Here is a 24,294-nt window from a genome sequence, read left to right as displayed (position 1 = left end):
TATGTTCGGATCAAGGCAAACTGGCGTCAATGCCTACGCAAAGGTGGGCATCGAGACCGGCGTTATCGCAGCCAGTCCACACAAGCTGATCGTCATGCTGTTTGACGGCGCGCTGGTTTCCATCAGCAATGCGCTGGTGAATATGCGCGCTGGCAATATTGGTGAAAAAGGCAAAGCCATCTCCAAAGCCATCATGATCATTGACAGCGGCTTGCGCGCGGCGCTCGACAAGAAGGTCGGCGGCGACATTGCCGAAGGCCTCGATGCGCTGTATGAATACATGAGCGGCCGCCTGTTGACCGCCAACTTGAAAAACGATCCCACCATCCTCGAAGAAGTCCAGCGCCTGCTGACGGAATTGCGCGATGCGTGGAACCAGATCGGCGATGCCCCGGCCGTGACGCCGCCACAGCCTTCCGTGGCCCCTTCGTCCCTGGCCAACAAATATGCGAGCGCCTGAATTCATGATGACCAACCACGACGTTTTGACGGTATACGCTGAAATGGCTGACTTGACGGAGCAGATGCTCGATGCCGCCACGCGCAGCGAATGGGACCAGCTGGTGGAACTGGAGCAGCGCTGCGCCGCACACGTGCGCACCTTGCAGTCGGAAGAAGGACAGCAGCCGCTGGTCGGTGAACAGCGCGAACGCAAAGTCGAACTGATCCGTAAAATGTTGACGGCGGACCGCAAGATCCGCGACATCACGATGCCGTGGATGGCCCAGCTGTCCGCCCTGATCAACAATACCGGCACGGAACGCCGCCTGGCCAACGCCTATGGCGGCGTCTGATAGCTTAGCCATGGGTGCCGGGCCTTCAGGCCGGGAACCCACATTATAGGAAGACCTATGCTGCCGCGCCTCGACGCCACCGGCGTCAAGCCGGCCGCTGCAGTCACCCCGCCGGCCGCCAGCCTGCCCGTCAGCGATGCGCGGCAAGCCATGCTGGCCCGTACGCTGGGCTCGATGGTGGGGCAATCGATGCAGGGCCAGGTGCTATCCAATTACCAGGATGGCAGTTCGCTGGTGCGGGTGGCGGGCGCTTCCGTCCGCATGATGCTGCCGCCCGGCATGCAAGTCGGCGCCGAGGTGCCGATGACCTTGTTGTCCGTCACCCCCCGCCCCACTTTCCAGATCGGCAATAACGCACAGCCGGTGCCGCTGTATTCGGACGCGGGTTTGCCGCAAGACGCGGGCGAGGCGGCACCATTGCCATCGCAAAGCACGGCCACGGCGGCGGGCCGCCAGCCGAATGCCGGCGCGGCGGGACTGCCATTGTCAGCCGGCGCCGATACCGCCGCCGATGCCGATGCGGCGCCGAACACGGCGCCCGGCGGCCAGGCCGCCAACGCCAATGCGGCCAATGCCGCCCATACCGGCGCCCATGCGGCCAACGCGGCGAATGTGGCCAATGCCGCAGCCAATGCCCAGGCGCAAGCCGCTGCCGGCAAAGCGGCGCAAGCGGCCGCCCAGTTCACCCAGACCCAGGCCACCGCGCAAGCGGGCGCCCAAGCCGGCGCACAGCCGGGCAATGCCGCGCCGGCCCAGCAAGCCCGGCCGCAAACGCTGGGCGCGATGTTGCTGAGCAAGGCGCCGCTGACCCCGTCCGACCAGTTGCCCAACCTGGGGCGCGACACACCGGCCCCGCGCCTGAGCGAAGGCGCGCGCAGCATCGCCAGCGCGCTGGCCAATGCCTATCACGCGCCCGGTACACCAGCCACCATTGCTGGCAAGACGCCACTGGTACAGGCCGGCGCGCCGGAGCCGCAGCAACTGGCGAAAAGCTTGCAGGATGCGCTGGGCGCCAGCGGCTTGTTTTATGAATCGCACGTGGCGGAATGGGCGGAAGGAAAGCGTCCACTGGCCGATTTACAGCGCGAACCGCAAATGCAGCGGCAGGAAGGCCAAACGGGCCGCCAGAGCGCCGAATCGCTGGCGCGCGCCGCCCAGCTGGCCCCGGACTTGTCAGCCGCGCAAATGATCAACCAGCAATTGCACGCGCATGAACAGCAGCGTGTGCAATGGAATGGCGAAGCGTGGCCCGGCCAGCCCATGCAATGGGAAGTGGAACGCGACGAACGCGATGAACGCGACGGACGCCAGGGCAAGGAAGAACGCGAAGCCGATACCGTCTGGCGCAGCGGGGTACGGTTCAGCCTGCCGATGCTGGGCAAGGTGGCGGCCTCCGTGACCCTGGTGGGGGAACAAGTGCATATCCAGTTGCAGGCCGGCAGCGATGGCAGCGCCGACACCATGCGCGCGTGGGCCGGCGAATTGCAGCGCGCGCTGGACGCGGCGGGTTCGCCGCTGGCGTCGCTGTCGATCGGCACGGAAGGAGCGTCGGATGGCAAAGCCGCCTGACTTGCGCCCCCTGCAAAGCGCGGTGGCGCTGGCCTACCGCAGTGGCGAACCGGCGCCCAAAGTCGTGGCCAAGGGGCGCGGCCTGGTGGCCGAACAAATCATCGCCGTGGCCAATGAACACGGCGTGCATATCCATGAATCGAAGGAATTGGTGTCGCTGCTGATGGATGTCGACCTCGACCGGCAGATTCCGCCGGTCCTGTATCGCATAATTGCGGAACTACTAGCGTGGCTTTATCATATTGAAACAGCGCAAAAGTCGGGCATGCCGCTTCCGCCGCCGCCTGACACCAGCTCTCCATTAACCGAAGAAGATAAGAACAGATGAACCGAATAGAAGCGGAACTGGAAAACTGGCACGACTTTGAAGTCGAATCGCGCAAGGAAATCATCGCCCTGCTGCGCAGCATCGGCGAAAAAAACCAGCTGATCCGCATGCTGGTCCATGGCGAGGCCGACGTGTGCGTCACATCCATCCTCGAGGTGGATGCGGACAATAACGCCGTGATCCTCGATTGTTCGATCAATCCGGACCAGAACCACCGCATCCTGGGCGCGCGCACCCTGTCGTATGAAACCACGCTCGATAAGATCCGCATCCTGTTTGCCAGCGAGCGGGTCGAGCAGTGCCGCTACCAGGGCAGCCCGGCGTTCAAGATCGCCCTGCCCTCCTCGCTGATCCGTTTGCAGCGCCGCGAGTATTACCGCATGAACACGCCGGTGACGAACCCGGTGCGCGCCGTGATTCCCCTGCCGGAAGACCTCGGTGGCGGCACCAGCAGTTTCCCGCTGGCCGACATCAGTTGCGGCGGCATTGCGATTTTGGATAACAAATTGCTGCTGGGCGACAGCATGGGCAGGAAATACGACGATTGCCGCATTGAATTGCCGGAAATCGGTACCGTGGTCACGAGTTTACAAATTCGCAACATGATTGATTTGACGTTGCTGAACAACAAATCCAATCGCCGCCTGGGCTGCCAGTTCCTCGACATGCAGCGCGGCGCGCTCAATTCCGTGCAGCGTTACATCACCAAGCTGGAGCGCGAGCGCAATGCGCGCATCGCGGGCCTCGGCTAAGCATCACACCTGCATGTTCATGATGTCGTGATATGCGGAAACGAGTTTGTTCCGCACCTGCACTGTGGCCTGGAAGTTCAGGCTGGCCTTTTGCATGGAAATCATGACATCGGACAGGCTGACCGAATCGTCCCCCATCTGAAAACGCTTGCCCAGGTCCGACGCCTGGTTCTGGCTCACCGCCACCGCATCCAGTGATTTCTTCAGCGCATCGGAAAACTCGACTTTCGCTGCCGGCGCTTCGGTCTTGATGGCAGGCGGCGTCGCCTGCGGGCGGGCCGCATGCGCTTTCAATTGCTCCATCATTGCCTGGATACGGCTGCTATCGATCCCGAGACCGCTGGTTTTCATTTTGACCTCATTTTGTTGCTGGTATGGAACAGCGCCACGTTAAAATAGCCGGCGGTTCCGTCAGTGCTGGCAGAATATCAGTCGCTGCGCCAGCTTCCTGCGCGGAGCAGCGCGGTAAACCTGCCCTTATTTCCAGGTTCAATCACGGCCCGGCTGCACCATAATGCGCAACAGCATCCATCCATCTCACTTTTGAATCGCCATGGCAGCAGCAGCCGAACAACTCGACCTTGATGACGCAGCGGACCCGGGCACGCCGCCGGAGAGCAAACCGCCGTTCCTGCAAACCCAGATGGGCAAATGGGTGGTGCGCGGCGCCGGTGCGGCCGCGCTGCTGGCCCTGATCGTCGCCCTGTGGCTGTGGAACCAGCCGCCGGCCTACGGTGTCCTGTTTTCCAATTTCACCGACCGCGACGGCGGCGCCATCACGGCCGCGCTGGACCAGATGCAGGTCAAGCACAAGTTTTCTGAAAACGGCCAGGCGATCCTGATCCCGACCGAGCAAGTGCATGACGTGCGCCTGAAGCTGGCGGCGCAAGGCTTGCCCAAGGGGGGCAACGTCGGCTTCGAGCTGATGGAAAACCAGAAACTGGGCGTGTCGCAATTCCACGAACAAGTCAATTACCAGCGCGCCCTCGAGGGCGAACTGGCGCGCTCGATCGAATCGCTGGCCACCGTGCAGGCGGCCCGTGTGCACCTGGCCATGCCCAAACCGTCGGTGTTCGTGCGCGAACAGCAAAAACCCACCGCGTCGGTGATCCTGACCCTGCATCCCAACCGCCAGCTCGATCCGGCCCAGGCATCGTCCATCGTGCACCTGGTGGCGTCGTCGGTGCCGGAATTGCTGCCGTCGAACGTCACCATCGTGGACGGCGCCGGCAACTTGCTGTCGAACCAGAACAAGGGTAATGAAGCGGGGCTGAATAAAAACCTGGACGCCAGCCAGCTGAAATACGTGCAGGAAGTCCAGAAACAAGTCATCAAGCAGGTGGAATCGATCATCTTGCCGATCGTCGGCGAGGGCAACGTGCGCGCCGAAGCCGTGGCGGATGTCGACTTTGCCGCTGTCGAACAGGCGGCGGAATCGTATAAACCCAACTCGCCGCCGGCCGCGTCGGCCATCCGCAGCCAGCAAAGCAGCGAAACCAATGGCAGCGGCAATGCCAATCCCAACGGTGTCCCCGGCGCCCTGTCGAACCAGCCGCCGGGCGCCGCCACCGCGCCGCTCACCACCACCCCGCCCGGTACGGCCGCCGCCCCCGGCACGCCGGCCGGCGCCCAGACTGGCGCGGCGAACAACCCGAACCACAAGGAATCGACCACCAATTACGAAGTCGACAAGACCGTGCGCTATGAACAAAAGGCCATGGCCGGCCTGAAGCGCATGACGGTGGGCGTGGTCATCAATTACCGCCGCTTTGTCGATACCAAGACCGGCAAGGTCACAATCAAGCCGTACACGGCGGCGGAAATGGAAAACATCCGCAACCTGGTGCGCGAAGCGATGGGCTTCAACCAGGAACGGGGCGACTCCCTCAGCGTGGCGAATGCGCCGTTTGACGGCGTCGACAAGCCGTTTGAACCGCCGGTGGTGCTCGACTGGTGGCGCGATCCGGCCAACCTGCCGCTGGCGAAAGAACTGGCGAAGTTCCTGATTACCGCGCTGATCCTGCTGTATATCCTGCTGCGGATCGTGCGTCCGATGATGCGTCCGGTCTTCAAGAAAATCGATGAAATCAACGAACCCGAGCCGGAACCGGTCGAGGAAGTCGTTGAAGAACCGGAAGGCCCGACAGAAGAAGAGCTCATGGAGCTGGAACTGGCTAAAATGGAAGAAAGTACGGCCCGTACTTACCGCGACAACCTGGCGCTGGCCAAGAAACTCGCCATGGAAGACCCCCGCATTGTTGCCAACGTGATCAAAGAATGGATAGGCGCAAATGACTGAGAATACCGGACTGCAAAAAGCCGCCATCCTGATGCTGGCGATGGGCGAATCGGAAGCGGCCGAAGTGATGAAATTCCTCGGCCCACGCGAAGTGCTGAAACTGGGCGCGGGCATGGCCACGATGAAAAACGTGCCGCACGAGCAAGTCATTTCCACTTTGGACGACTTCCGCGACCGCTGCGCCGCCGCCTCCACCGTCGGCCTGGATTCCGACGAATACATCCGCCAGGTGCTGACCAAGGCGCTGGGCGACGACAAGGCGTCGGTGCTGCTGTCGCGCATCCTGGGCGGCAAGGATGCGTCCGGCATTGAATCGCTGAAATGGATGGATTCCAACTCCGTGGCCGAACTGATCCGCAACGAACACCCGCAGATCATTGCCACCATCCTGGTCCACCTGGAGCGCGACCAGGCCTGCGAAATCCTCGGCCACTTCACCGACCGTCTGCGCAATGACGTGGTGCTGCGGATCGCCACCTTGGACGGCGTGCAGCCGGCCGCGTTGCGTGAATTGAACGACGTGCTGACCAAACTGTTGTCCGGTAATGAAAACATCAAGAAATCCACCCTGGGCGGTGTGCGTGCCGCGGCGGAGATTTTGAACTTCATGTCTGGCGAGCAAGAGCAGAACGTGATGGACAACATCAAGAACTACGACAACGACATGGCGCAAAAGATCATGGACGAGATGTTCGTGTTCGACAACCTGATCGATATCGACGACCGCGGCATCCAGCTGCTGTTGCGCGAAGTCCAGTCGGAAATGCTGATCATTGCCCTGAAAGGCGCGTCGCAAGAGTTGCGCGACAAGATCTTCAAGAACATGTCGGCCCGCGCATCGGAAATGATGCGCGAAGACCTGGATTCGAAAGGTCCGGTGCGCCTGTCGGAAGTGGAAACCCAGCAAAAACAAATCCTGCAAATCGTGCGCCGCCTGGCCGACGAAGGGCAGATCGTCCTCGGCGGCAAAGGCGAGGATTCCTTCATTTGATCCCGTTGACGCAGTCGAAAAGGCAGTTGTAGTAGATGGCTCACATACCGAAAGAACAGCAAACCGCGTACCAGCGCTGGGAAATGAAGTCGTTTGGCGACTTCCGTCCCAGCACGCTGGCGCGCATTGCCGCCGAAGAAGCCGCCGCCGCGCCGCCGCCACCACCGCAAGAACTCGAACCGCAATACGCGGAACACGGCGAATACGCCGAGCACGAACCGGTTCCGCAAGTGCATTACCCGAGCGAAGAAGAACTGGCCGCGATCCGCGAGGAAGCGCGCATCGAAGGGTATGGCGCCGGCTATGCGGCGGGCCATGCGGAAGGCCATGCCGATGCGATTGCATTGGGCAAGGAAGAAACCGACCAGAAATTATTGCCGCTGCGCGACCTGGCCGACAACTTCAGCGCTGCGCTGCAGGGCGCCGACACCATGATTGCCGCCGACGTGCTGGAACTGGCGCTGCAATTATCCAAAGCCATGCTCAAGCAGGCGCTGCAGGTGAAGCCCTCGCTGATCTTGCCGATCGTGCGCGAAGCCATTGAATACTTGCCATCACTACAACAGCCGGCGCTGCTGATGCTCAATCCCGACGACGCCGAAGTGGTGCGAGAAGGCATTGGTGAAGAACTGGAAAAAGGCGGCTGGCGCGTGATTGACGATCCGTCCGTCGAACGCGGCGGCTGCAAGGTCGATACCGCCAGTAACCAGATCGATGCGCAAACCTCGGCGCGCTGGGCGCGGCTGACCCATGCCCTGGGAAAAAACGTGGATTGGCTTGATTAATTACTGACATCAACTCCGTAGGGCGGTTTCCGCGTAGCGGAAGCCGCCATGCCCGCTCCGCCACAACGCATGCATGGCGGCTTCGCCTCCGGCGAAACCGCCCTACGGATACAAGGTCCCGGAAAACCTATGGCATTCGATCCTAGCAAGCACATCCAGCGCTGGAGCAGTTACCTCAACGATTGTTCCACCCTGGTGGATTTCGTCGAACCGATGCAAGTGTCGGGCCGGGTCACGCGGGTGGCCGGGCTCGTCATGGAAGCGGTCGGCTTGCGGCTGGCGGTGGGCGCGGCGTGCACGGTGCCGCTGCCGTCCGGCGGCAAAGTCGAAGCGGAAGTCGTGGGATTTGAAGGTGAGAAACTGTTTTTGATGCCGCAAAGCGATGTGGAAGGCATCGTGCCCGGTACCCGCGTGTTCCCGATCGAACAATCGATCCCCAAACCCGGCAGTGTCGCCCACCCGCGCCGCCGTCCCAGCGACCGCGCCCGCCATTTGCCGGTCGGCTATGAATTGCTGGGCCGCGTGCTCGATGGCGCCGGCCGCCCGCTCGATGGCGGCGGGCCGATCCACACCAGCGACAGCGCGCCCATCAATGTGCGCCCCGCCAACCCGCTGGGCCGGGCGCCGATCGTGGAAACCCTGGACGTGGGCGTGCGCTCGATCAACGCCATGCTGACCGTGGGCCGGGGTCAGCGCATGGGCCTGTTCGCAGGCTCCGGCGTCGGCAAATCCGTGTTGCTGGGCATGATGGCGCGCTATACCGAAGCCGACGTCATCGTGGTCGGACTGATTGGCGAACGGGGACGCGAAGTCAAGGAATTCATCGAACACATCCTGGGTCCGGAAGGCCTGGCGCGCTCGGTGGTGGTGGCGGCGCCGGCCGACACCCCGCCGCTGATGCGCATGCAGGGCGCCGCCTACTCCACCGCGATAGCCGAATATTTCCGCGACCAGGGCAAAAACGTGCTGCTGATCATGGATTCCCTGACCCGCTATGCCATGGCGCAACGGGAAATCGCGCTGGCCATCGGCGAACCGCCCGCCACCAAAGGATATCCGCCATCGGTGTTTGCCAAATTGCCGATCCTGGTGGAGCGGGCCGGCAATGGCGAAATGGGCGGCGGCTCGATCACCGCGTTTTATACCGTGCTGACCGAAGGCGACGACCAGCAAGATCCGATTGCCGACTCGGCCCGCGCGATCCTGGACGGCCACATCGTGCTGAACCGCCGCCTGGCCGAAGCCGGCCACTATCCGGCCATCGATATCGAACAGTCGATCAGCCGCGCCATGCATTCAATTACCTCGGCCGACCACCAGAACCGGGCCCGGCACTTGAAACAGTTGTACTCCCGCTATGAACGCAGCCGCGACTTGATTGCCGTGGGCGCCTACAGCCCCGGCAGCGACCCGGTGCTGGACCAGGCCATCAAATTGCATGACAAAATTGAAAACTTCCTGCAGCAGCAAATCACGGAACGGGTCAGCATGAGCGAGAGTTTAGGGCAATTATCGGTTCTGTTCGACTGATTGCACTGTCGGGCCCGCGCCTATAATGAACCATGGCTTCCCAATCCCAACTGCAAACCCTGATCGAACTGGCGCGCCGCGAAACCGATGATGCGGCCAAGCGCCTGGGCCAGGCATTGAAAGCCGTACAGGATGCCGAAGACAAACTGAACATGCTGATTGGCTACCGCGACGAATACAGCAAGCGCTTTGCCGCCACCCAGCAAACCGGCATCACCCCGATGGCTTACCGCAACTTCCAGGCATTCATGGGCAAGCTCGACGATGCGATCCGTGGCCAGGAAGAAGTGCTGAAACACACCCAGGCGCGCGGCGAAAAGGAAAAAAGCGTGTGGCAGGATGCCGAACGCAAGCGCATGTCGTATTCGACCCTGAACGACCGCGCATTGGCCGCCGCCCTGAAAGCTGAAAACAAGCGCGACCAGAAAGCCATGGATGAACACGCGGCCCGCCAGGCCTTCCATAAACGTTAATTGACGGCGCAACCATGCAGACTCCGCTGATCCCGAACATCACCGCCACCGGCGCCGGAACCACCGCGCCGGCCAGCCGCACTTCCACGGCCGGCGCGGATGGCTTGTTCTCGCAAACCCTGACGCGCCAGATCGATCAGCGCCAGGCCTATGGCAACCAGGCGGCGCAGTCAACCCAAATGGGGGCCCGGCCGCAGCAGGCACGCGCACCGCAGGCGCAAGCCGCCGCGGCGCGTCCGGCGCAGCCGCAAGCGAAGGCGCCGGCCCCGGCGCCGCATGCCCCGCAACAGGCACAACCGGCACAGCAGCCGGCCCACCAGCCGCCGGCAACCCAGCAGGCTGCCACGCAGGCGCAAGCCGGCCAGTCGGCGCAGGCAACCGACCACCCGCAAGCGCCAGCTGCCCCGGCCACCTCGCAGAACACCGGCGCCGGCGACACCAGCCAAACCACCGCACCGGCAGGCGACGGCGCCAGCGCGGAAGCGGCGCAAGCTGCCCAGGCGGCCGACAGCGCGGCAGCGGCAGCGATGGCGCAGGCAGCCGCGCCAGCCGACGCCATGGCCGCCATGCTGGCCATGCTGGCGGGCTACAACCAGCCGCAGCAAGCTGCCCCGGCCGCCGCTGCAGCCGATAGCCTGGCCGATACCGCAACCCTCGCCGCGCAATCCGGCAACGCGGCGGCACAAGGTGACTTGGCGGGTCTCGCGGATGCGGACGTGGCGGCGGCACAGGCCGTGGCAGTAGCTGCCGTTGCCGATGATGCCGCCACCGCTGTGGCAACCGGCACGGCATCCGATGCCGCCGCATTCGATGCCGCGCTGGGCACAGCGATGGCCATGGCGGGTTCCGCCAGCGGCGAGGCCACCCCGGCCGAGCCTGCCACGACGGCGTCCACGGCGGCACCAGGCGCCCTTCCCGTGTCGACCGTCAGCACCGGCCTGCCGCAGTCGGCCGTGGCGCTGCAGGACGCCACGGCGTCCGGCGCCGCTGCCGCGACGGCGGCCACCGAAGCAGTCCAGCCGCAGGAGGGCAAGGCGGACACCGCCACCGCACAAGATTTCAGCGCCACGCTGGCCGCCCACAAAGCGGCCGATACCACCGCCGATGCCGCCAGCGGCGCCGCGGCGAAAGTCCAGGCCGACCTGCGCCAGCCGGCCGGCGCCGAACGCGTGCAGGAAAGCCGCGCCCAAGCCGTCCGCGCGGTGGAAGCCAACACCGCCGCCAGCGCCCCCGCCCCGGTGGCACAGGCACAACTGGCCGCCAGCAAAGCTGCGGAAGCCGTCGCATCCAACCAGTTGCCGGCACGGGTCGGCACCACGGCCTGGGACCAGCAACTGGGCCAGAAAGTCGTCTGGATGGTGGCCGGCGGTGAGCAGAGCGCATCGCTGACCCTGAATCCACCGGACCTGGGTCCCATGCAAGTGGTGCTGAATATCTCGAACGACCAGGCCAGCGCCAGCTTCACCGCCGCCCAGCCGGAAGTCCGCCAGGCGCTGGAAGCCGCGCTGCCAAGGTTGCGTGAAATGATGAGCGAGGCCGGCATCCAGTTGGGCAGCGCCACCGTGTCGGCCGATACGGCCGGCCAGCAGCAAGCCTTCGAACAAGCGCGTGCGGCGCAGCAGGGTCCAGGCGGGCGCGGACGTGGACAAGGTGGCAATGGCGACGGCCAGGGTGAGGCAAATGGCGGCAACGACGCCACACCGGCGCCGCGCCGCCGGGTGCTGGGCGCAGTCGATACCTTCGCCTGATGCCTGCGCGTGCCATAATACCGACATTGATGGTTTGATTGATTTCAGCGGGCAAGGGTTATTTTGAAAGCGAATCCCAAAGCAAAGGCGGAGCCGAAAGTCGAGGCGGCCGCACCGGTCAACTCCAAGAAGAAGTTGATCATGATAGGCGGACTGGTTGCGGTGCTGGCAGCCGGCGGCGGCGGCGCCTGGGTCATGCTGAAAGGCGGCGGCGATCATGACGAAGCGCCCACCAAATCCAAGCAAAAGAGCGCCAAGCTGGGACCACCCACTTACGTGACCCTGGAACCGTTCACCGTCAACCTGCAACAGGAAAACGGCGAGCAATACCTGCAAGTGGCCTTTACCGTGCAGGTGGGCGGCCTGGAAGACTCGGACAATATCAAGAACAACATGGCCAAGGTGCGCAGCCGGGTCTTGTTGCTGTTGTCGAGCAAGCGCGCCTCGGAAATCAATACGCCGGAAGGCAAGCAGCAGCTGAGCCAGGAAATCCTGGAACAAATCAAGGAACCGTTCGACCGCCGGGGACCGGAACAAGACGTGGTGGAAGTGCTGTTTACTTCCTTCATCATCCAGTAATCACCTCAGTCATCAGATTCAGTACTCAACATCATGGCGGATAATTTTCTTTCCCAGGAAGAAGTTGACGCCCTTCTTAAGGGTGTCAACGGCGATCAGGACGACATCGCCACACCCGAAGAAGTCACCGGTGTCCGGACTTACAACCTTGCCACGCAAGAACGTATCGTCCGTGGCCGGATGCCGACGCTGGAAATCATCAATGAACGTTTTGCGCGTTTGTTGCGGGTGGGCCTGTTCAACTTCCTGCGCCGCAGCGCGGAAGTGTCGGTCGGTTCCGTGCGGGTCTCGAAATACAGCGAATTCATCCGTAACCTGGTGGTGCCGACCAACCTGAACCTGGTCCACATGAAGCCGCTGCGCGGCACCGCGCTGATGGTGTTTGACCCGGGACTGGTGTTCCTGCTGGTCGATAACCTGTTTGGCGGCGACGGCCGCTTCCACACCCGCGTCGAAGGCCGCGATTTCACCCAGACCGAGCAGCGCATTATCTTGCGCATCCTCGATATCGTGTTCGAGGCGTACACCAAGTCGTGGGAACCGGTGTACCCGGTCGAGTTCGAGTACATCCGTTCTGAAATGAATACGCAGTTTGCCAACATCGCCACGCCGAATGAAGTGGTGGTGGCGTCGACGTTCACGGTGGAACTGGGTTCGGTCTCCGGCCAGATCCACTTCTGCATGCCGTATTCGATGATCGAGCCGATCCGCGATGCGCTGACTTCGTCGCTGCAAGGCGAAGCGCTGGAAGTCGACAAGCGCTGGATCCGCCTGATGACGCAGCAAATCCAGATCGCCGAAGTCGAACTGGTGGCGCGCCTCGGCACCGCCAAGGTGTCCTTCGATGAAATCCTCAACATGCGGGTAGGCGACATCATCCCGCTGACCATTCCGGAAACCATCGAAGCCACGGTGGACGGTGTACCGGTGCTCGATTGCACTTACGGCGTGCTGAACGGACAATACGCGCTCAAGGTGGAGAAGCTGCTGGCGAATTCCGACAGCATGAATGCAAAATAAGGAGTTACTAAAAATGTCGGACAATCAAGACGATCAAGAAGGCCTCGACGACGATTGGGGCGCGGCGATCGCTGAACAGGCCAAGGCCGAAGCGGAAGCGCTGGCCAGCCAGCAGGCCGCGCAGGCTGCGGTGTTCAAGGATTTTTCCAAGCAGCCGTCGAAAACCGAAACCCACAACGATATCGACTTCATCCTCGATATCCCGGTGCAATTGACGGTGGAACTGGGCCGCACCAAGATCGCCATTAAAAACCTGCTGCAACTGGCGCAGGGCTCCGTGGTGGAACTCGACGGCCTGGCCGGCGAACCGATGGACGTGCTGGTCAATGGCTGCCTGATCGCCCAGGGTGAGGTGGTGGTGGTGAACGACAAGTTCGGTATCCGACTGACCGACATCATTACGCCATCCGAACGCATCCGAAAATTGAATAAATGACGCAAGTATCTGATTGCAGGCTTTCACGCAATGCTGGCTTGGCGGCTTCGCCTTGGACGAAACCGCCCTACGGAATCGCGACGCTGGTGTTGGCTGGTGTGCTGGCCTTGCCGGCAGTGCCGGTATTGGCCGCCCAGACCGCGTCTGGTGCGATTTCAGGCGCCAGCGCCGCCGCGCCGTCCGCCACCGACAACGCGGCGCCAGGCCCGGCGGTAGCCACTACGGCTGCGGCAGAGGCTCCTGTGGCCGCCGCGCCGGCCGCCACGCCGGAACAGCAGGCCGCCCTGGCCGGCGCGCGTCCCGCCGCGCCGATGCCGATGCCGGCGCCGCCCTCCGCCGGCGGCAGCCTGCTGCAAACCACGTTTTCGCTGCTGCTGGTGTTGGCCATCCTGGTTGGCCTGGCGTGGTTGTTGAAACGCTATGGCCCGAAGAGCATCACGGGCAGCGCCAATGTGAAACTGGTGGGCGCGTTAAGCGTCGGCGCCCGGGAACGTATCCTGGTGGTGGAAGTGGGCGAACAGTGGATCGTCGTGGGCGCGTCGCCGGGCCGCATGAATGCGCTGGCCACCATGCCGCGCCAGGAAGCGGAAATCGACCTGCCGTCCACGGCGCCCGGGCAAGCCCTGCCCAGCGCGAACTTCGCCGAATGGTTCAAGCAGACGATCGAAAAGCGTAATGGCAAATGATGGTAAATAAGAAGCACGGCCTCACGGCAACCACCGCGAAGTGCCTGCTGGCCGCCGCCCTGGCGGCGCTGCCGTTGCTGGCGGCCGCCGAGCCGACCATCCCGGCCTTCACCAGTTCCCCGGCCGGCGGCGGCGCGACCAATTATTCGCTGTCGCTGCAAACGCTGATCCTGATGACGGCGCTGACCTTCATCCCGGCCGTGTTGCTGATGATGACGGGTTTTACGCGCATCATTATTGTCCTCTCGCTGTTGCGCCAGGCCATGGGCACGCAGTCGGCGCCGCCCAACCAGGTGATGATCGGCATGGCGCTGTTCCTGACCTTGTTTGTCATGAGCCCGGTGCTCGACAAGATTTATGTGGACGCGTACCTGCCATTGCAAGATAACAAGATCACCATGCAGGAAGCGCTGGAACGGGGCGGCGCCCCGCTCAAAGCATTCATGCTGAAGCAGACGCGCCAGGCCGACCTGGCCCTGTTCGTCAAGCTGTCGCGCACGCCGGCGCTGCAGGGACCGGAAGACGTGCCGCTGAAAGTCCTGGTGCCGGCGTTTGTCACCAGTGAATTGAAAACCGCGTTCCAGATCGGCTTCGCCATCTTCATCCCCTTCCTGATCATCGACATGGTGGTGGCGTCGGTACTGATGTCGATGGGTATGATGATGATGTCGCCCGCCGTGATTTCCCTGCCCTTCAAGCTGATGCTGTTCGTGCTGGTCGATGGCTGGCAATTGCTGCTGGGATCCCTGGCGCAGAGTTTTTACTAGAGGGGGCCGCCGCATGACGCCGGAAAGCGTATTGACCATGGGCCGCCAGGCCATGGAAGTCACCCTGATGGTGGCCGCGCCCATGCTGCTGGTCGCGCTGGTGATCGGCCTGGTGATTTCGATATTCCAGGCCGCCACGCAAATCAATGAAGCCACCCTGTCCTTCATCCCGAAACTGGTCGGCATCTTCGTCGCGCTGGTGGTGGCGGGCCCGTGGATGTTGTCCGTCATGCTCGATTACATGCGGCAAGTGTTTACCGGCATCCCCGGCCTGGTCGGCTAACCTGTCCATGGCAGAAAAAAGTTTCCTGACAGCCTCATGATTACGCTGTCCAGTGCCGATATCAATACATGGATCGCATCGCTGCTGTGGCCGCTTGCGCGCATCCTGGGGCTGATTACCGCCGCTCCCGTGCTGGGCAACCGCAGTGTTCCTACTACGGTAAAAGTCTCGCTGGGCGTGTTGCTGGCCCTGGTGATCGCGCCCAATGTGCCCAAGCTGCCGGCCGCCGACCCGATGTCGTATGCCGGCTTGCTGATCCTGGTGCAGGAAATGCTGATTGGCGTGGCCATGGGATTTACGATGCGTATCGTGTTTTCCGCGATTGAAATGGCCGGTGAAATCAGCAGCCTGACCATGGGCCTGGGGTTCGCGTCGTTTTTTGACCCGAATACCCAGGGACGATCGTCGGCTATCAGCCAATTCCTTGCGCTAGTTGCTACAATGGCATTTATTTCTGTCAACGCACACCTGGTTTTGCTGTCGGCGCTCGCGGAAAGTTTCCAGACGCTGCCGGTGTCCGGCATTCCCATCAATGGCGGTGGCTTCAAGCGCGTTGCCGACTGGGGCGCCCGTATCTTTAGTGCAGGCCTGCAAATATCGCTGCCGATGGTGGCCGCCCTGCTGCTGGCCAACGTGGCGCTGGGCGTGTTGACGCGCGCGGCGCCGCAATTGAATTTGTTCGGGATCGGGTTCCCGATTACGCTGGGGATTGGTTTTATTGTGATTGCAACAACACTGCCTTACCTGGCCACGCCGCTGGAAAACCTGTTCATGCAAGGTGTGGAAAAAGTCCGGGAACTGCCGCGCACATGGGTTGCGCGGGAGCCACAGCCGGTGCCGGCGCTTAATCAAGCACGGCCGCCGGTCGCCCAGTAAATAAGCAGCACGTGCAATCAATTGATTTCCATGGAGAAAGTCCTGGTGTATCATGATTGAGCCGCCCAGGAGAAAATCACTCATGAGTTCCATCGTCCCAACTTTCTCAACTGATCAGATCGTCGCATTCACGACCGATCAGCTGATTTCCTTTACGACTGAGGAAATCAGTGACCTGACGACGGAACAAATGGTGGTCCTGACCACGGATCAGCTGCCGGCGTTTACCACGCAGCAAATCGCCGCCATGGAATCGGACGACCTGGCCGTGCTGACCACCGACCAGATGCCGGCGCTCACCACCCTGCAAGTGGGCGCCCTGAAAACCGCCCAGTTGCGCGCCCTCGGCACGGCCCAGCTGGCGGCCATGGAAACGGAAGACATCGCGGCGCTGCGCACGGCGCAATTCGCATCGCTGCAATCGCAGCAACTGGCCGGCCTGAGCACCGATGCCGTTTCGGCCCTGACGGTGACGCTGGTGGGCGCCATCACGTCGCTGCAAGTGATGGGCCTGACCAGCGACCAGCTGGCGGTCCTGAACAGTGCGCAAATCGGCGCCATCAGCCGCACCACGCTGGCCGCGCTCGACACCTTGCAGATCAGCACCCTGTCCACCGACGCCCTCGCTTCGCTCAGCAGCAGCCAGTTGGCCGCGCTGACTTCGCTGCAAGTGCCGGCGCTGACCACCGATCACATCGTCGCGCTGACCAGCAAGCAATTGAACAGTCTTTCGCCAACGTCGTTGGCGTTATTGTCGACCGAACAAATTGCCGCCATCGAGACCGATGACATTCCCGGCCTGACCACCGCGCAACTGTCCGGCCTGTCGGATGAACAGCTGGCGTCGATCAATACCGACCAGATCATTGCCCTGTCCACCGCGCAAGTGGCGGCGCTGCGCTCCAGTACCATTGCGAGCTTGACGACGGCCCAGATCGCTGCGATTGAAACGCGCGACATCGCCGCGCTGACGTCGCGCCAGGTGGTGGCGCTGACCAACGAACAACTGGCGGCGCTGACCACCGACCAGATGCTGGCGTTCGAATCGGTCGACTTGCGGTCGCTGACCAGCGTCCAGGTCGCAGCCCTGAGCACCGAGCAGCTGAATGCCCTGAACACGGTGGCCGTGCTGACGTCGGCGCAATTGCGCGGCTTGACCAGCGACCAGATCATTGCACTGGAAACCCAGGACGTGGCCGGCTTCAGCAGCAGCCAGCTCAATGCCCTGTCGGAAGAACAAGTCGCCAGCCTGACCAGCGACCAGATCATTGGTTTCTCGGCCAGCCAGTTCGCGTCCATGCCGACCGCCTTCCTGTCGCGCCTGAACACCACGCAAATCGGCCAGATTGAAACCATCGACATTGCCGCGCTGCGCACCAACCAGATCGCCAAGCTGGGTTCCGACCAGATTGCCGCGCTGACCACCGACCAGTTCTCCGCACTGAACAGCACGGCGATTTCCGCGTTTGCCACCAGCCAGGTGGCGGCACTGACCACCGAGCAGCTGGAAGCGCTGTCCACCCTGGCCGCCATGACCAGCCGCCAGGTCGGCGTACTGACCACCGACCAGATTGCCGGCCTGTCGACCCGCAACCTGGTGACCCTGACCAGCAGCCAGATTGGCGCGCTGTCGGATGAACAAGTACAGGCGCTCACCAGCGACCAGTTGATCGCGCTGACCACGCGCCAGTTCCAGGGCTTGAAATCGTCGGCCCTGGCGGCGCTGACCACCGACCAGATTCCGCTGATTGAAACCCAGGATATCGCCGCCCTGCTGACGACCCAGCTGGTCAAGCTGAGCGCGGAACAAATCGCGGCGCTGACCACCGACCAGGTGGCCGCCCTGTCCACCGCGGCCGAAGCCGCGCTGACCACCCTGCAGATCGGCGCCCTGTCCACGGCGCAGTTGGCGGCGCTGCCATCGCTGGCCGCGCTGACGTCGCGCCAGTTTGGCGCCATGACCAGCGACCAGATCGCCGCGCTCAGCACCGACAGTATCGCCACCCTGAAAACCAGCCAGGTGGCGGCGCTCAATGGCGAGCAATTGTCGGCCTTCACGTCCGACCAGTTGATCGCGCTGTCCGGCGCGCAAATGCGGGCCCTGTCCACCGCCGCGCTGGCAGGCCTGTCGTCCACCATGATGGCGGCCATCGAATCGACCGACCTGGCCGTGATGTCGTCGCGCCAGCTGGCCTCGCTAACCACCGACAAGATTGCCGCGCTGACCACCGACCAGTTGCCAGCCCTGGGCACATCGCTGATTGCCGGCCTGACGACCGACCAGGTGGCGGCGCTGACCACCGACCAGTTGAATGCGCTGTCCAGCCTGTCCGCGCTGACCACGCGCCAGATGGCGGTCCTGACCTCCGATGCGATTGCCGGGATCGATGTCGCCGACCTGGCCACGCTGAAAACGTCGCAAATCGCCGCGCTGCAATCGCAGCAGGCCGCCGCCCTGACCACCGACCAGGTCATTGCACTGACCAACGGACAAGCCCAGGCGCTTAATTCCGCCGCGCTGCAGGCGCTCAATTCCGACCAGTTGCAGGCGATAGAAATCAGCGACCTGATCGTCATGCGCTCGAGCCAGCTGAACAAGCTGTTGACCAGCCAGATCGCCGCCCTGACCACGCTGCAAGTGGCCAACCTGACCACGTCGCAGCTGGCCGGCTTGACCGCCGAACAAAAAGCCGCGATGACGACCGACCAGCTGGCCGCGCTGCAGTCGATTTCGTCATTCACCACGGCCGCCATTGCCGCGCTGACCACCGACCAGATCGCGTCGCTGTCCGACGCCACCCTGGCGACCCTGCGCACCAACCAGGTTGCCGCGCTGACCAGCCTGCAGTTGCAAGTGTTGAACAGCAACCAGATCATTGCGCTGACCACGCAGCAATACGCCGCGCTGACCACCCGGCAAATCACCGCGCTGACCACCGACCAGTTGCCGTTCGTCGAAGTGGCGGACCTGGTGGCGCTGCGCACGGCGCAACTGGCGGCCATGTCGACCGAACAGATCGAGTCGCTGACCGCCACCCAGTTCGGCAACCTGACCACGCAGGAAATCGCCGGCCTGACGACCCTGCAAATCGCGTCGCTGACGCAAGCCAAGCTCGATGCACTGTCATCGCTGGCGCCGCTGTCGAGCCGCCAGTTGGCGGCGCTGACCACCGACCAGATCGGTATCCTGGCGGTGGACAAGATCACTACGCTGAAGAGCAACCAGATTGCCGGCCTGACCAGCCTGCAAGTGGGCGCCCTGACCACCGAACATATCGCGACCTTCAATACCGCGCAAATCCGCAGCCTGTCGACCTCGACCCTGGCAGCCCTGAGCGCGGCGCAAGTGGCGGCGATCGAAGACGGCGATATCGCCATCATGCTGACGCGCCAGATCGCCTCGTTCACCACCGACCAGGTGGCGGCGCTGACCGTGACCCAGTTGGGCAACTTCACCACGCAGCAAATTGCCGCGCTGAGCTCGGACCAGTTGAATGTCATGACGGCGGACCAGATCGCCGCCCTGTCCACCCTGGGTTCGATCACCACCACGCAAATTGTCGGCATGACGGCCACGCAAATCCAGGCCATCACCCTGACCCAGATGGCGGCGCTGCGCTCGACCCAGCTGAACGCCTTCACCACGGACCAGATCGCGCTGCTGTCGGTTGACCAGGTTGCCGCGCTGACCACCTTGCAAGTCGCGGCGCTGCCGACCAGGCTGTTGAACGCGCTGACCGCCACCCAGGTGGCCGCGATTGAAAACGAAGACATTGCCGTCCTGACTTCGGGACAGATGGCGGGCCTGTCGAGCGCCTTTGCCCAAGCGCTGACCCAGACCCAGTTGGGCGACCTGACCACGCGTGAAATAGCCGCGATGGGTTCGGCCGCGCTGACCGTGCTGACGGCGGACCAGCTGGCGGCGCTCAGCACCTTGACCAGCCTGACCTCGTCGCAGGTCGCCATGCTGAGCAGCGACCAGATCCCGACGTTGCAAGACACCGACCTGGAATCGCTGTCGACACGCCAGGTCGCCGGCATCGGCTCGATGCAGATGATCGGCCTGACCACGGCGCAAATTGCGCTGCTGAGCAGCGCCCAGATCCGTGCGCTTGGCATCAAGGCGATTGAAACCATGACGGTGGACCAGGTCGCCGCGATCGATGTGGACGATATCCCGGCCCTCAGTTCGCGCCAGATTTCCAGCTTCGACACGGCGCAAATCACCGCCATGACCACCTTGCAGTTGCGCGCGATGACCAGCACCAGTATTGCCGCGCTGACACCGGAGCAACTGGCCGCGTTTTCCGATACGCAAATGGCGTCGCTGGGCCGCATTGCCGATTACACGACGAAAATGATCAGCGGTATGTCCACCTCGCGCATTGCCGCGATGACGGTGGAAGACCTGGTGCTGTTGAACACGCAACAAATTGCCGCGATTAACTCGCTGCAATCGGCCGCCATGACCACGGCCCAGGTTGCCGGACTGACCACCAAACAGTTTGCCGCGCTCAGCACCCGCGCCTTGGGCAATTTGACGGCCGCGCAAGTGGCGCAAATCGAAGTGGAAGACCTGGCGGCGCTGACCTCGGTGCAGATTCGCGTCTTGAATAGCATGCAACTGGCGGCGCTGACCCTGGACCAGGTCGCCAGCCTGTCCAGTGTCGCGGTACGCGCCATGTCGTCGGCACAGATTGCCGCCCTGAACACGGCGCAGCTGGGCTCGCTCAGCACCTTGGCCGGCCTGGCCAGCACGCAAATTGCCGCCCTGACGTCCAGCCAGCTGGCATCGATGAGCGGCGACCGCCTGGCCACGCTGACCTCGGTACAGCTGGCTGCATTGTCCACCGCGCAAATACAAATGCTGAACACGGCGCAAGTGGCGTCGCTGGAAAGCAAGCAATTCCAGGCGCTGTCGACGCGCGCGCTGGCGGCGCTGACCAGCACCCAGTTCGCCGCCATGGAAGAAGCCGACCTGGCCGCGCTGCGCTCCAACCAGGTTGGCGCGCTGACCACCGTGCAACTGTCGGTCCTGGCGGCCAACCAGCTGGCGTCGCTGTCGTCGGTCGGTATCGGACAACTGACCTCGGTCCAGGTGAGCGTGCTGAACACCGCGCAAATCGCCGGGCTGACTACGGCGCAAGCCCGCTCGCTGGCCAGCCGCGCCATTGCCGCGCTGACCACGGCGCAAATCGCCGCACTGGAAGCGGAAGACCTCGGCGCCTTCCGCACCACGCAAATCCGGGCGCTGACCACCGCGCAACTGGCTGTATTGAGCCAGGCCCAGCTGGAAGCGCTGGATTCGGCCCAACTGGGTGCGCTGTCCACCGCGCAAATGGCGGCGCTGTCGTCGGCCCAGTTCAATTTGCTGGACTCGCTGGTCTTCATGACGCCGGCGCAAGTGGCGGCCTTGCCGACCGAGCGGATTGCCACGCTCGACAACACCAAGCTGGAACAATTGCGCAGTGCGCAACTGGCCGCCATGACGACGCGCCAGGTGGCCGCCATGACCACCGCCCAACTGTCAGCGCTGAGCACGTCGCAATGGCGCGCCATCGATGAAGATGCCATCGCCGCGCTCAGCACCTTGCAGATTTCCCGTCTCGACGTGGACGACCTGGCGGCGTTGCTGACGAGCCAGATCGCCAAACTGCGCACCGACCAGATTTCCGCGCTGACCGTCGATGAGCTGGGCGCGCTGACTTCGCTCCAGCTGAGCGCGCTGACCACCGGGCAAATGTCGGCGCTGGGCACGGCCCACCTGGCTGCGCTGACCAGCCTGCAAGGCTTCACCACCAAGCAATTGTCCGGCCTGTCCAGCACGCAGCTGACATCGCTCGATGAAGCGCACCTGGGCACCTTGCGCACCGTGCAAATCGCCGGCTTGAACAGCCTGCAACTGTCGTGGCTGACCACGGCGCAAATCGGCATGCTGGGTACACAGCAAGTGCGCGCGCTGTCGTCGAAAGCCATCGATGGCCTGTCGACCCTGCAATTGCGCGCCATGACGGCCGACAACTTGCAAGCGCTGGCGACAGGCCAGTTCATCAGCCTGTCCACCGACCAGGTGCAGTCGCTGTCGACCGACCAGATGGGCTTACTGACCTCGGCGCAGTTGAGCGTGTTGACCACGGCGCAAATGCGCGCCCTGTCGAGCAGCCAGCTGAGCGCCTTGTCGAGCCTGTCCGGCTTTGGCCTGACGCAGCTGGGCGCGCTGTCCAGCGACCAGTTGAGCTCGATCGGCGAAAGCCAGCTGTCAACCATCCGCACGGCGCAATTTGCCGCCCTGTCGAGCCGCCAGCTGTCGTGGCTCAGCTCGGCGCAGATCACGATGCTGAACTCGGGCCAGATCCGCTCGCTGACGCCGGCGGCGCTCAATGGCTTGAGCACCGTGCAAATCGCGGCCATGGATGCGGAAGATTTGGCCGCCATGGCCACCGTGCAGGTGGCGGCGCTGCGCACGGACTTGATCAGCGGATTGACGAATGCCCAGGTTGCCGCATTGACGTCGGTGCAATTGGCCGCCATGAAAACATCGCAAGTCAGCGCGCTGGGTACCAGCCAGCTGGCCGCGCTGGAAACGCTGAGCAGCCTCACGACCACCCAGCTCAATGCGCTGACCACCTTGCAATTGACGTCGCTGGACCAGACCCACATGGACACGCTGCGCTCGGTGCAAATCGCCGGCCTGTCGTCGCGCCAGGTGGCCGCGCTGACGTCCACGCAAATCGCCAGCCTGACCACCCTGCAAGTGCGGGCGCTGTCCGCCTCGGCACTGGCCAATCTGTCGACCGCGCAAGTGGCGGCCATCGAGCTCGACGACGTTGCCGCGCTGTCGTCCACCCAGGTCGCGGCGCTCAAGTCGCAGCACATCGCGGCCATGAGCAACGACCAGTTGTCGGCGCTGGGCACGCGCACCATGTCCGGCATGAGCACGGCGCAAATTGCCGCCCTGTCCACGGTGCAATTGGGCGCGTTCAGCAGCCTGGCCGGCCTGACCGCGGTCCAGATTGCCGCGCTCAGCACCTTGCAGGCGTCGGTGCTCAATGCCGACCAGATCGATTCGCTGCGCACGCACCAGGCGGCGGCCCTCAGCACGCAATTCATTGCCGCGCTCAGCACGGCCCAGATTGCCATGCTGACCAGCGCCCAGCTCAATGCGCTGTCGGCGCGGGCGCTGGCCGCCCTGAACACGCTGCAACTCAACGCCATGGAAGTGGCCGACTTCCAGGTCTTGAAATCGACCCAGGTGGCGCTGCTGACCACCACCCAGATCGCTGCGATCGGCACCGACCGTATCGGCCTGCTGTCGACCTCGCAAATCCGGGCGCTGAAGGCGACGCAAGTCGCGGCGCTGACGACCGACCAGCTGGTCAACATGACGGTGGCGGAATTCGCCGGCTTCACGTCCACGCAAGTCAAAGCGTTTACCGCGGCGCAGCTAGAAGTGCTGACCACGGAACAAAAAGATGCGTCGCCGCTGGGCAGCCCGTTGCAGTTCGACCTCGATGGCGACGGCATCGAAACCCTGTCGATCGAGGACGGCGTACAGTTCGACCTGTTTGCCACCGGCCAGCCGGTCCAAACGGGTTGGGCCGGCAAAGGCGACGGTTTACTGGCACTGGACCGCAACCATGACGGCGTCATCAATGATGGCGGCGAATTGTTCGGCACCTCGACCACCCTGGCCAATGGCCAGCGCGCCCGCGACGGCTTTGCCGCCCTGGCCGAGCTGGACAGCAATGCCGATGGCGTGATCGACAGCAAGGATGCGGTCTATGGCGACTTGCGCATGTGGGTCGATGGCAATGCCGATGGCGTCAGCCAGGCCGGCGAACTGCGCGCGCTGGCCGATGCGGGTGTCGCCAGCATCGCCACCAGCGGCATCAAGGTCAGCGAGAAGGATGCCGGCAACTGGATCGGCCTGCGCAGCAGCTACGTCACCACCGAAGGCGTGCGGCAAGGCGTGGCCGACGTCTGGTATGCCACCAGCCGCAATGACGGCGCGGCGTCCCTGCGCGAGCAGGTCACCTCGCTGACGCAGGCGATGTCCGGCTTTGCCGCCGGCGCCTCCGGCGTGGCAGGCGGCCTGGCGTGGCACGATACGGCGCCTTCCGGTGCCGCCACCCTGGCGGCCGGCGCCGACCAGCTGGCGCGCGAATTGCGCAGCTATGCCGATCGCCACGCCGGCGCCGGCAACAGTGCCGCAGCCGAGCTGACCGACGAGCAGAAACGCAGAGAGCCGCCGCCAGGCATCCTGGCAGCGAAGTAACACACCAACGGGGCTGCGGCCCCGTTTTCCATGGCGATGTCCCCCCCTGGGGTCTGACCCCTAATGTGACAAAAGCGGACATATCTCTTCAAAAAATGTCCAC

Annotated in this window: 21 protein-coding genes; 19 read left to right on the top strand and 2 right to left on the bottom strand. The window is 63.4% G+C overall.

Going from position 1 to position 24,294, the window contains the following annotated elements:
- The first annotated feature begins 1 nt into the window (after position 1).
- The 5 genes from fliS to AC1RRC_RS30270 are packed head-to-tail and all read left to right on the top strand — an operon-like array spanning position 2 to position 3,443.
- Positions 2–460: a flagellar export chaperone FliS gene (gene fliS / locus AC1RRC_RS30290; protein ID WP_493059471.1), complete on the top strand. Its 459-nt coding sequence runs from the start codon at positions 2–4 to the stop codon at positions 458–460.
- Between the two features lie 4 nt (positions 461–464).
- Positions 465–794, top strand: a complete 330-nt coding sequence (locus tag AC1RRC_RS30285) for a flagellar protein FliT (protein ID WP_493059470.1) — start codon at positions 465–467, stop codon at positions 792–794.
- A 57-nt stretch (positions 795–851) separates the two neighbouring features.
- Positions 852–2,363 carry a flagellar hook-length control protein FliK gene (fliK, locus tag AC1RRC_RS30280; protein WP_493059469.1) on the top strand — a complete coding sequence of 504 codons (1,512 nt, stop codon included), beginning with the start codon at positions 852–854 and terminating at the stop codon, positions 2,361–2,363.
- Positions 2,347–2,691 (top strand): EscU/YscU/HrcU family type III secretion system export apparatus switch protein, encoded by a 345-nt coding sequence (locus AC1RRC_RS30275; RefSeq protein ID WP_493059467.1) that lies wholly within the window; start codon positions 2,347–2,349, stop codon positions 2,689–2,691. Before fliK ends, AC1RRC_RS30275 begins: the two co-directional genes overlap by 17 nt.
- On the top strand, positions 2,688–3,443 hold the full coding sequence (locus AC1RRC_RS30270) for a flagellar brake protein (protein ID WP_493059466.1): 756 nt from the start codon (positions 2,688–2,690) through the stop codon (positions 3,441–3,443). Before AC1RRC_RS30275 ends, AC1RRC_RS30270 begins: the two co-directional genes overlap by 4 nt.
- A 3-nt stretch (positions 3,444–3,446) precedes the next feature.
- Here AC1RRC_RS30270 and fliE read toward each other — a convergent pair whose 3' ends face one another.
- On the bottom strand, positions 3,447–3,794 hold the full coding sequence (fliE, locus tag AC1RRC_RS30265) for a flagellar hook-basal body complex protein FliE (RefSeq protein ID WP_154371909.1): 348 nt from the start codon (positions 3,792–3,794) through the stop codon (positions 3,447–3,449).
- Positions 3,795–3,996: 202 nt separating this feature from the next.
- On the opposite strand from fliE, the gene fliF reads away from it, so the two are divergent.
- The 9 genes from fliF to fliN all read left to right on the top strand — a co-directional run bounded on the left by fliF (position 3,997) and on the right by fliN (position 13,304).
- A complete protein-coding gene (gene fliF, locus AC1RRC_RS30260; RefSeq protein ID WP_493059465.1) occupies positions 3,997–5,742 on the top strand; it encodes a flagellar basal-body MS-ring/collar protein FliF in 1,746 nt (581 codons plus the stop codon).
- Positions 5,735–6,733, top strand: a complete 999-nt coding sequence (gene fliG / locus AC1RRC_RS30255; protein WP_493059464.1) for a flagellar motor switch protein FliG — start codon at positions 5,735–5,737, stop codon at positions 6,731–6,733. Before fliF ends, fliG begins: the two co-directional genes overlap by 8 nt.
- 35 nt (positions 6,734–6,768) lie before the next feature.
- On the top strand, positions 6,769–7,518 hold the full coding sequence (locus AC1RRC_RS30250) for a flagellar assembly protein FliH (protein ID WP_493059463.1): 750 nt from the start codon (positions 6,769–6,771) through the stop codon (positions 7,516–7,518).
- A 129-nt stretch (positions 7,519–7,647) separates the two neighbouring features.
- Positions 7,648–9,048: a flagellar protein export ATPase FliI gene (gene fliI / locus AC1RRC_RS30245; RefSeq protein WP_493059462.1), complete on the top strand. Its 1,401-nt coding sequence runs from the start codon at positions 7,648–7,650 to the stop codon at positions 9,046–9,048.
- A 32-nt stretch (positions 9,049–9,080) separates the two neighbouring features.
- Positions 9,081–9,521, top strand: a complete 441-nt coding sequence (gene fliJ / locus AC1RRC_RS30240; protein WP_493059461.1) for a flagellar export protein FliJ — start codon at positions 9,081–9,083, stop codon at positions 9,519–9,521.
- 14 nt (positions 9,522–9,535) lie between these two features.
- Positions 9,536–11,269 (top strand): flagellar hook-length control protein FliK, encoded by a 1,734-nt coding sequence (locus AC1RRC_RS30235; RefSeq protein ID WP_493059459.1) that lies wholly within the window; start codon positions 9,536–9,538, stop codon positions 11,267–11,269.
- A 63-nt stretch (positions 11,270–11,332) separates the two neighbouring features.
- A complete protein-coding gene (gene fliL / locus AC1RRC_RS30230; RefSeq protein ID WP_493059457.1) occupies positions 11,333–11,848 on the top strand; it encodes a flagellar basal body-associated protein FliL in 516 nt (171 codons plus the stop codon).
- 33 nt (positions 11,849–11,881) lie between these two features.
- Entirely contained in the window at positions 11,882–12,868 is a 987-nt protein-coding gene (gene fliM / locus AC1RRC_RS30225) for a flagellar motor switch protein FliM (protein ID WP_154371894.1), read from the top strand.
- Between the two features lie 13 nt (positions 12,869–12,881).
- On the top strand, positions 12,882–13,304 hold the full coding sequence (gene fliN / locus AC1RRC_RS30220; protein ID WP_493059455.1) for a flagellar motor switch protein FliN: 423 nt from the start codon (positions 12,882–12,884) through the stop codon (positions 13,302–13,304).
- Between the two features lie 67 nt (positions 13,305–13,371).
- On the opposite strand, the gene AC1RRC_RS30215 is transcribed toward fliN, so the two are convergent.
- Positions 13,372–13,524 (bottom strand): hypothetical protein, encoded by a 153-nt coding sequence (locus AC1RRC_RS30215; protein ID WP_493059453.1) that lies wholly within the window; start codon positions 13,522–13,524, stop codon positions 13,372–13,374.
- A gap of 22 nt (positions 13,525–13,546) precedes the next feature.
- On the opposite strand from AC1RRC_RS30215, the gene fliO reads away from it, so the two are divergent.
- The 5 genes from fliO (at position 13,547) to AC1RRC_RS30190 (ending at position 24,191) form a co-directional block, all read left to right on the top strand.
- On the top strand, positions 13,547–13,990 hold the full coding sequence (gene fliO / locus AC1RRC_RS30210) for a flagellar biosynthetic protein FliO (RefSeq protein WP_493059452.1): 444 nt from the start codon (positions 13,547–13,549) through the stop codon (positions 13,988–13,990).
- On the top strand, positions 13,990–14,757 hold the full coding sequence (gene fliP / locus AC1RRC_RS30205; RefSeq protein WP_493059525.1) for a flagellar type III secretion system pore protein FliP: 768 nt from the start codon (positions 13,990–13,992) through the stop codon (positions 14,755–14,757). Before fliO ends, fliP begins: the two co-directional genes overlap by 1 nt.
- 13 nt (positions 14,758–14,770) lie before the next feature.
- On the top strand, positions 14,771–15,040 hold the full coding sequence (fliQ, locus tag AC1RRC_RS30200; RefSeq protein ID WP_493059451.1) for a flagellar biosynthesis protein FliQ: 270 nt from the start codon (positions 14,771–14,773) through the stop codon (positions 15,038–15,040).
- 36 nt (positions 15,041–15,076) lie between these two features.
- Positions 15,077–15,916 carry a flagellar biosynthetic protein FliR gene (gene fliR / locus AC1RRC_RS30195; protein WP_493059449.1) on the top strand — a complete coding sequence of 280 codons (840 nt, stop codon included), beginning with the start codon at positions 15,077–15,079 and terminating at the stop codon, positions 15,914–15,916.
- An 82-nt stretch (positions 15,917–15,998) separates the two neighbouring features.
- Positions 15,999–24,191, top strand: a complete 8,193-nt coding sequence (locus AC1RRC_RS30190) for an SPM autocatalytic domain-containing protein (protein WP_493059448.1) — start codon at positions 15,999–16,001, stop codon at positions 24,189–24,191.
- Positions 24,192–24,294: the final 103 nt, after the last annotated feature.

The organism is Pseudoduganella sp. GW821-FHT12E03, from assembly GCF_058807115.1.
This window is presented reverse-complemented; position numbering and strand designations above follow the sequence as displayed.

What these genes read in the sequence shown, in the direction of transcription:
- AC1RRC_RS30275 (WP_493059467.1), top strand. Translation starts at nt 2,347, where the DNA reads ATGGCAAAGCCGCCTGACTTGCGCCCCCTGCAAAGCGCGGTGGCGCTG.
- fliP (WP_493059525.1), top strand. Translation starts at nt 13,990, where the DNA reads ATGGTAAATAAGAAGCACGGCCTCACGGCAACCACCGCGAAGTGCCTG.
- fliQ (WP_493059451.1), top strand. Translation starts at nt 14,771, where the DNA reads ATGACGCCGGAAAGCGTATTGACCATGGGCCGCCAGGCCATGGAAGTC.
- fliI (WP_493059462.1), top strand. Translation starts at nt 7,648, where the DNA reads ATGGCATTCGATCCTAGCAAGCACATCCAGCGCTGGAGCAGTTACCTC.
- fliJ (WP_493059461.1), top strand. Translation starts at nt 9,081, where the DNA reads ATGGCTTCCCAATCCCAACTGCAAACCCTGATCGAACTGGCGCGCCGC.
- AC1RRC_RS30285 (WP_493059470.1), top strand. Translation starts at nt 465, where the DNA reads ATGATGACCAACCACGACGTTTTGACGGTATACGCTGAAATGGCTGAC.
- fliF (WP_493059465.1), top strand. Translation starts at nt 3,997, where the DNA reads ATGGCAGCAGCAGCCGAACAACTCGACCTTGATGACGCAGCGGACCCG.
- fliK (WP_493059469.1), top strand. Translation starts at nt 852, where the DNA reads ATGCTGCCGCGCCTCGACGCCACCGGCGTCAAGCCGGCCGCTGCAGTC.
- fliN (WP_493059455.1), top strand. Translation starts at nt 12,882, where the DNA reads ATGTCGGACAATCAAGACGATCAAGAAGGCCTCGACGACGATTGGGGC.
- fliM (WP_154371894.1), top strand. Translation starts at nt 11,882, where the DNA reads ATGGCGGATAATTTTCTTTCCCAGGAAGAAGTTGACGCCCTTCTTAAG.
- fliE (WP_154371909.1), bottom strand. Translation starts at nt 3,794, where the DNA reads ATGAAAACCAGCGGTCTCGGGATCGATAGCAGCCGTATCCAGGCAATG.
- fliR (WP_493059449.1), top strand. Translation starts at nt 15,077, where the DNA reads ATGATTACGCTGTCCAGTGCCGATATCAATACATGGATCGCATCGCTG.
- AC1RRC_RS30235 (WP_493059459.1), top strand. Translation starts at nt 9,536, where the DNA reads ATGCAGACTCCGCTGATCCCGAACATCACCGCCACCGGCGCCGGAACC.
- fliG (WP_493059464.1), top strand. Translation starts at nt 5,735, where the DNA reads ATGACTGAGAATACCGGACTGCAAAAAGCCGCCATCCTGATGCTGGCG.
- AC1RRC_RS30250 (WP_493059463.1), top strand. Translation starts at nt 6,769, where the DNA reads ATGGCTCACATACCGAAAGAACAGCAAACCGCGTACCAGCGCTGGGAA.
- fliS (WP_493059471.1), top strand. Translation starts at nt 2, where the DNA reads ATGTTCGGATCAAGGCAAACTGGCGTCAATGCCTACGCAAAGGTGGGC.
- AC1RRC_RS30190 (WP_493059448.1), top strand. Translation starts at nt 15,999, where the DNA reads ATGAGTTCCATCGTCCCAACTTTCTCAACTGATCAGATCGTCGCATTC.
- AC1RRC_RS30270 (WP_493059466.1), top strand. Translation starts at nt 2,688, where the DNA reads ATGAACCGAATAGAAGCGGAACTGGAAAACTGGCACGACTTTGAAGTC.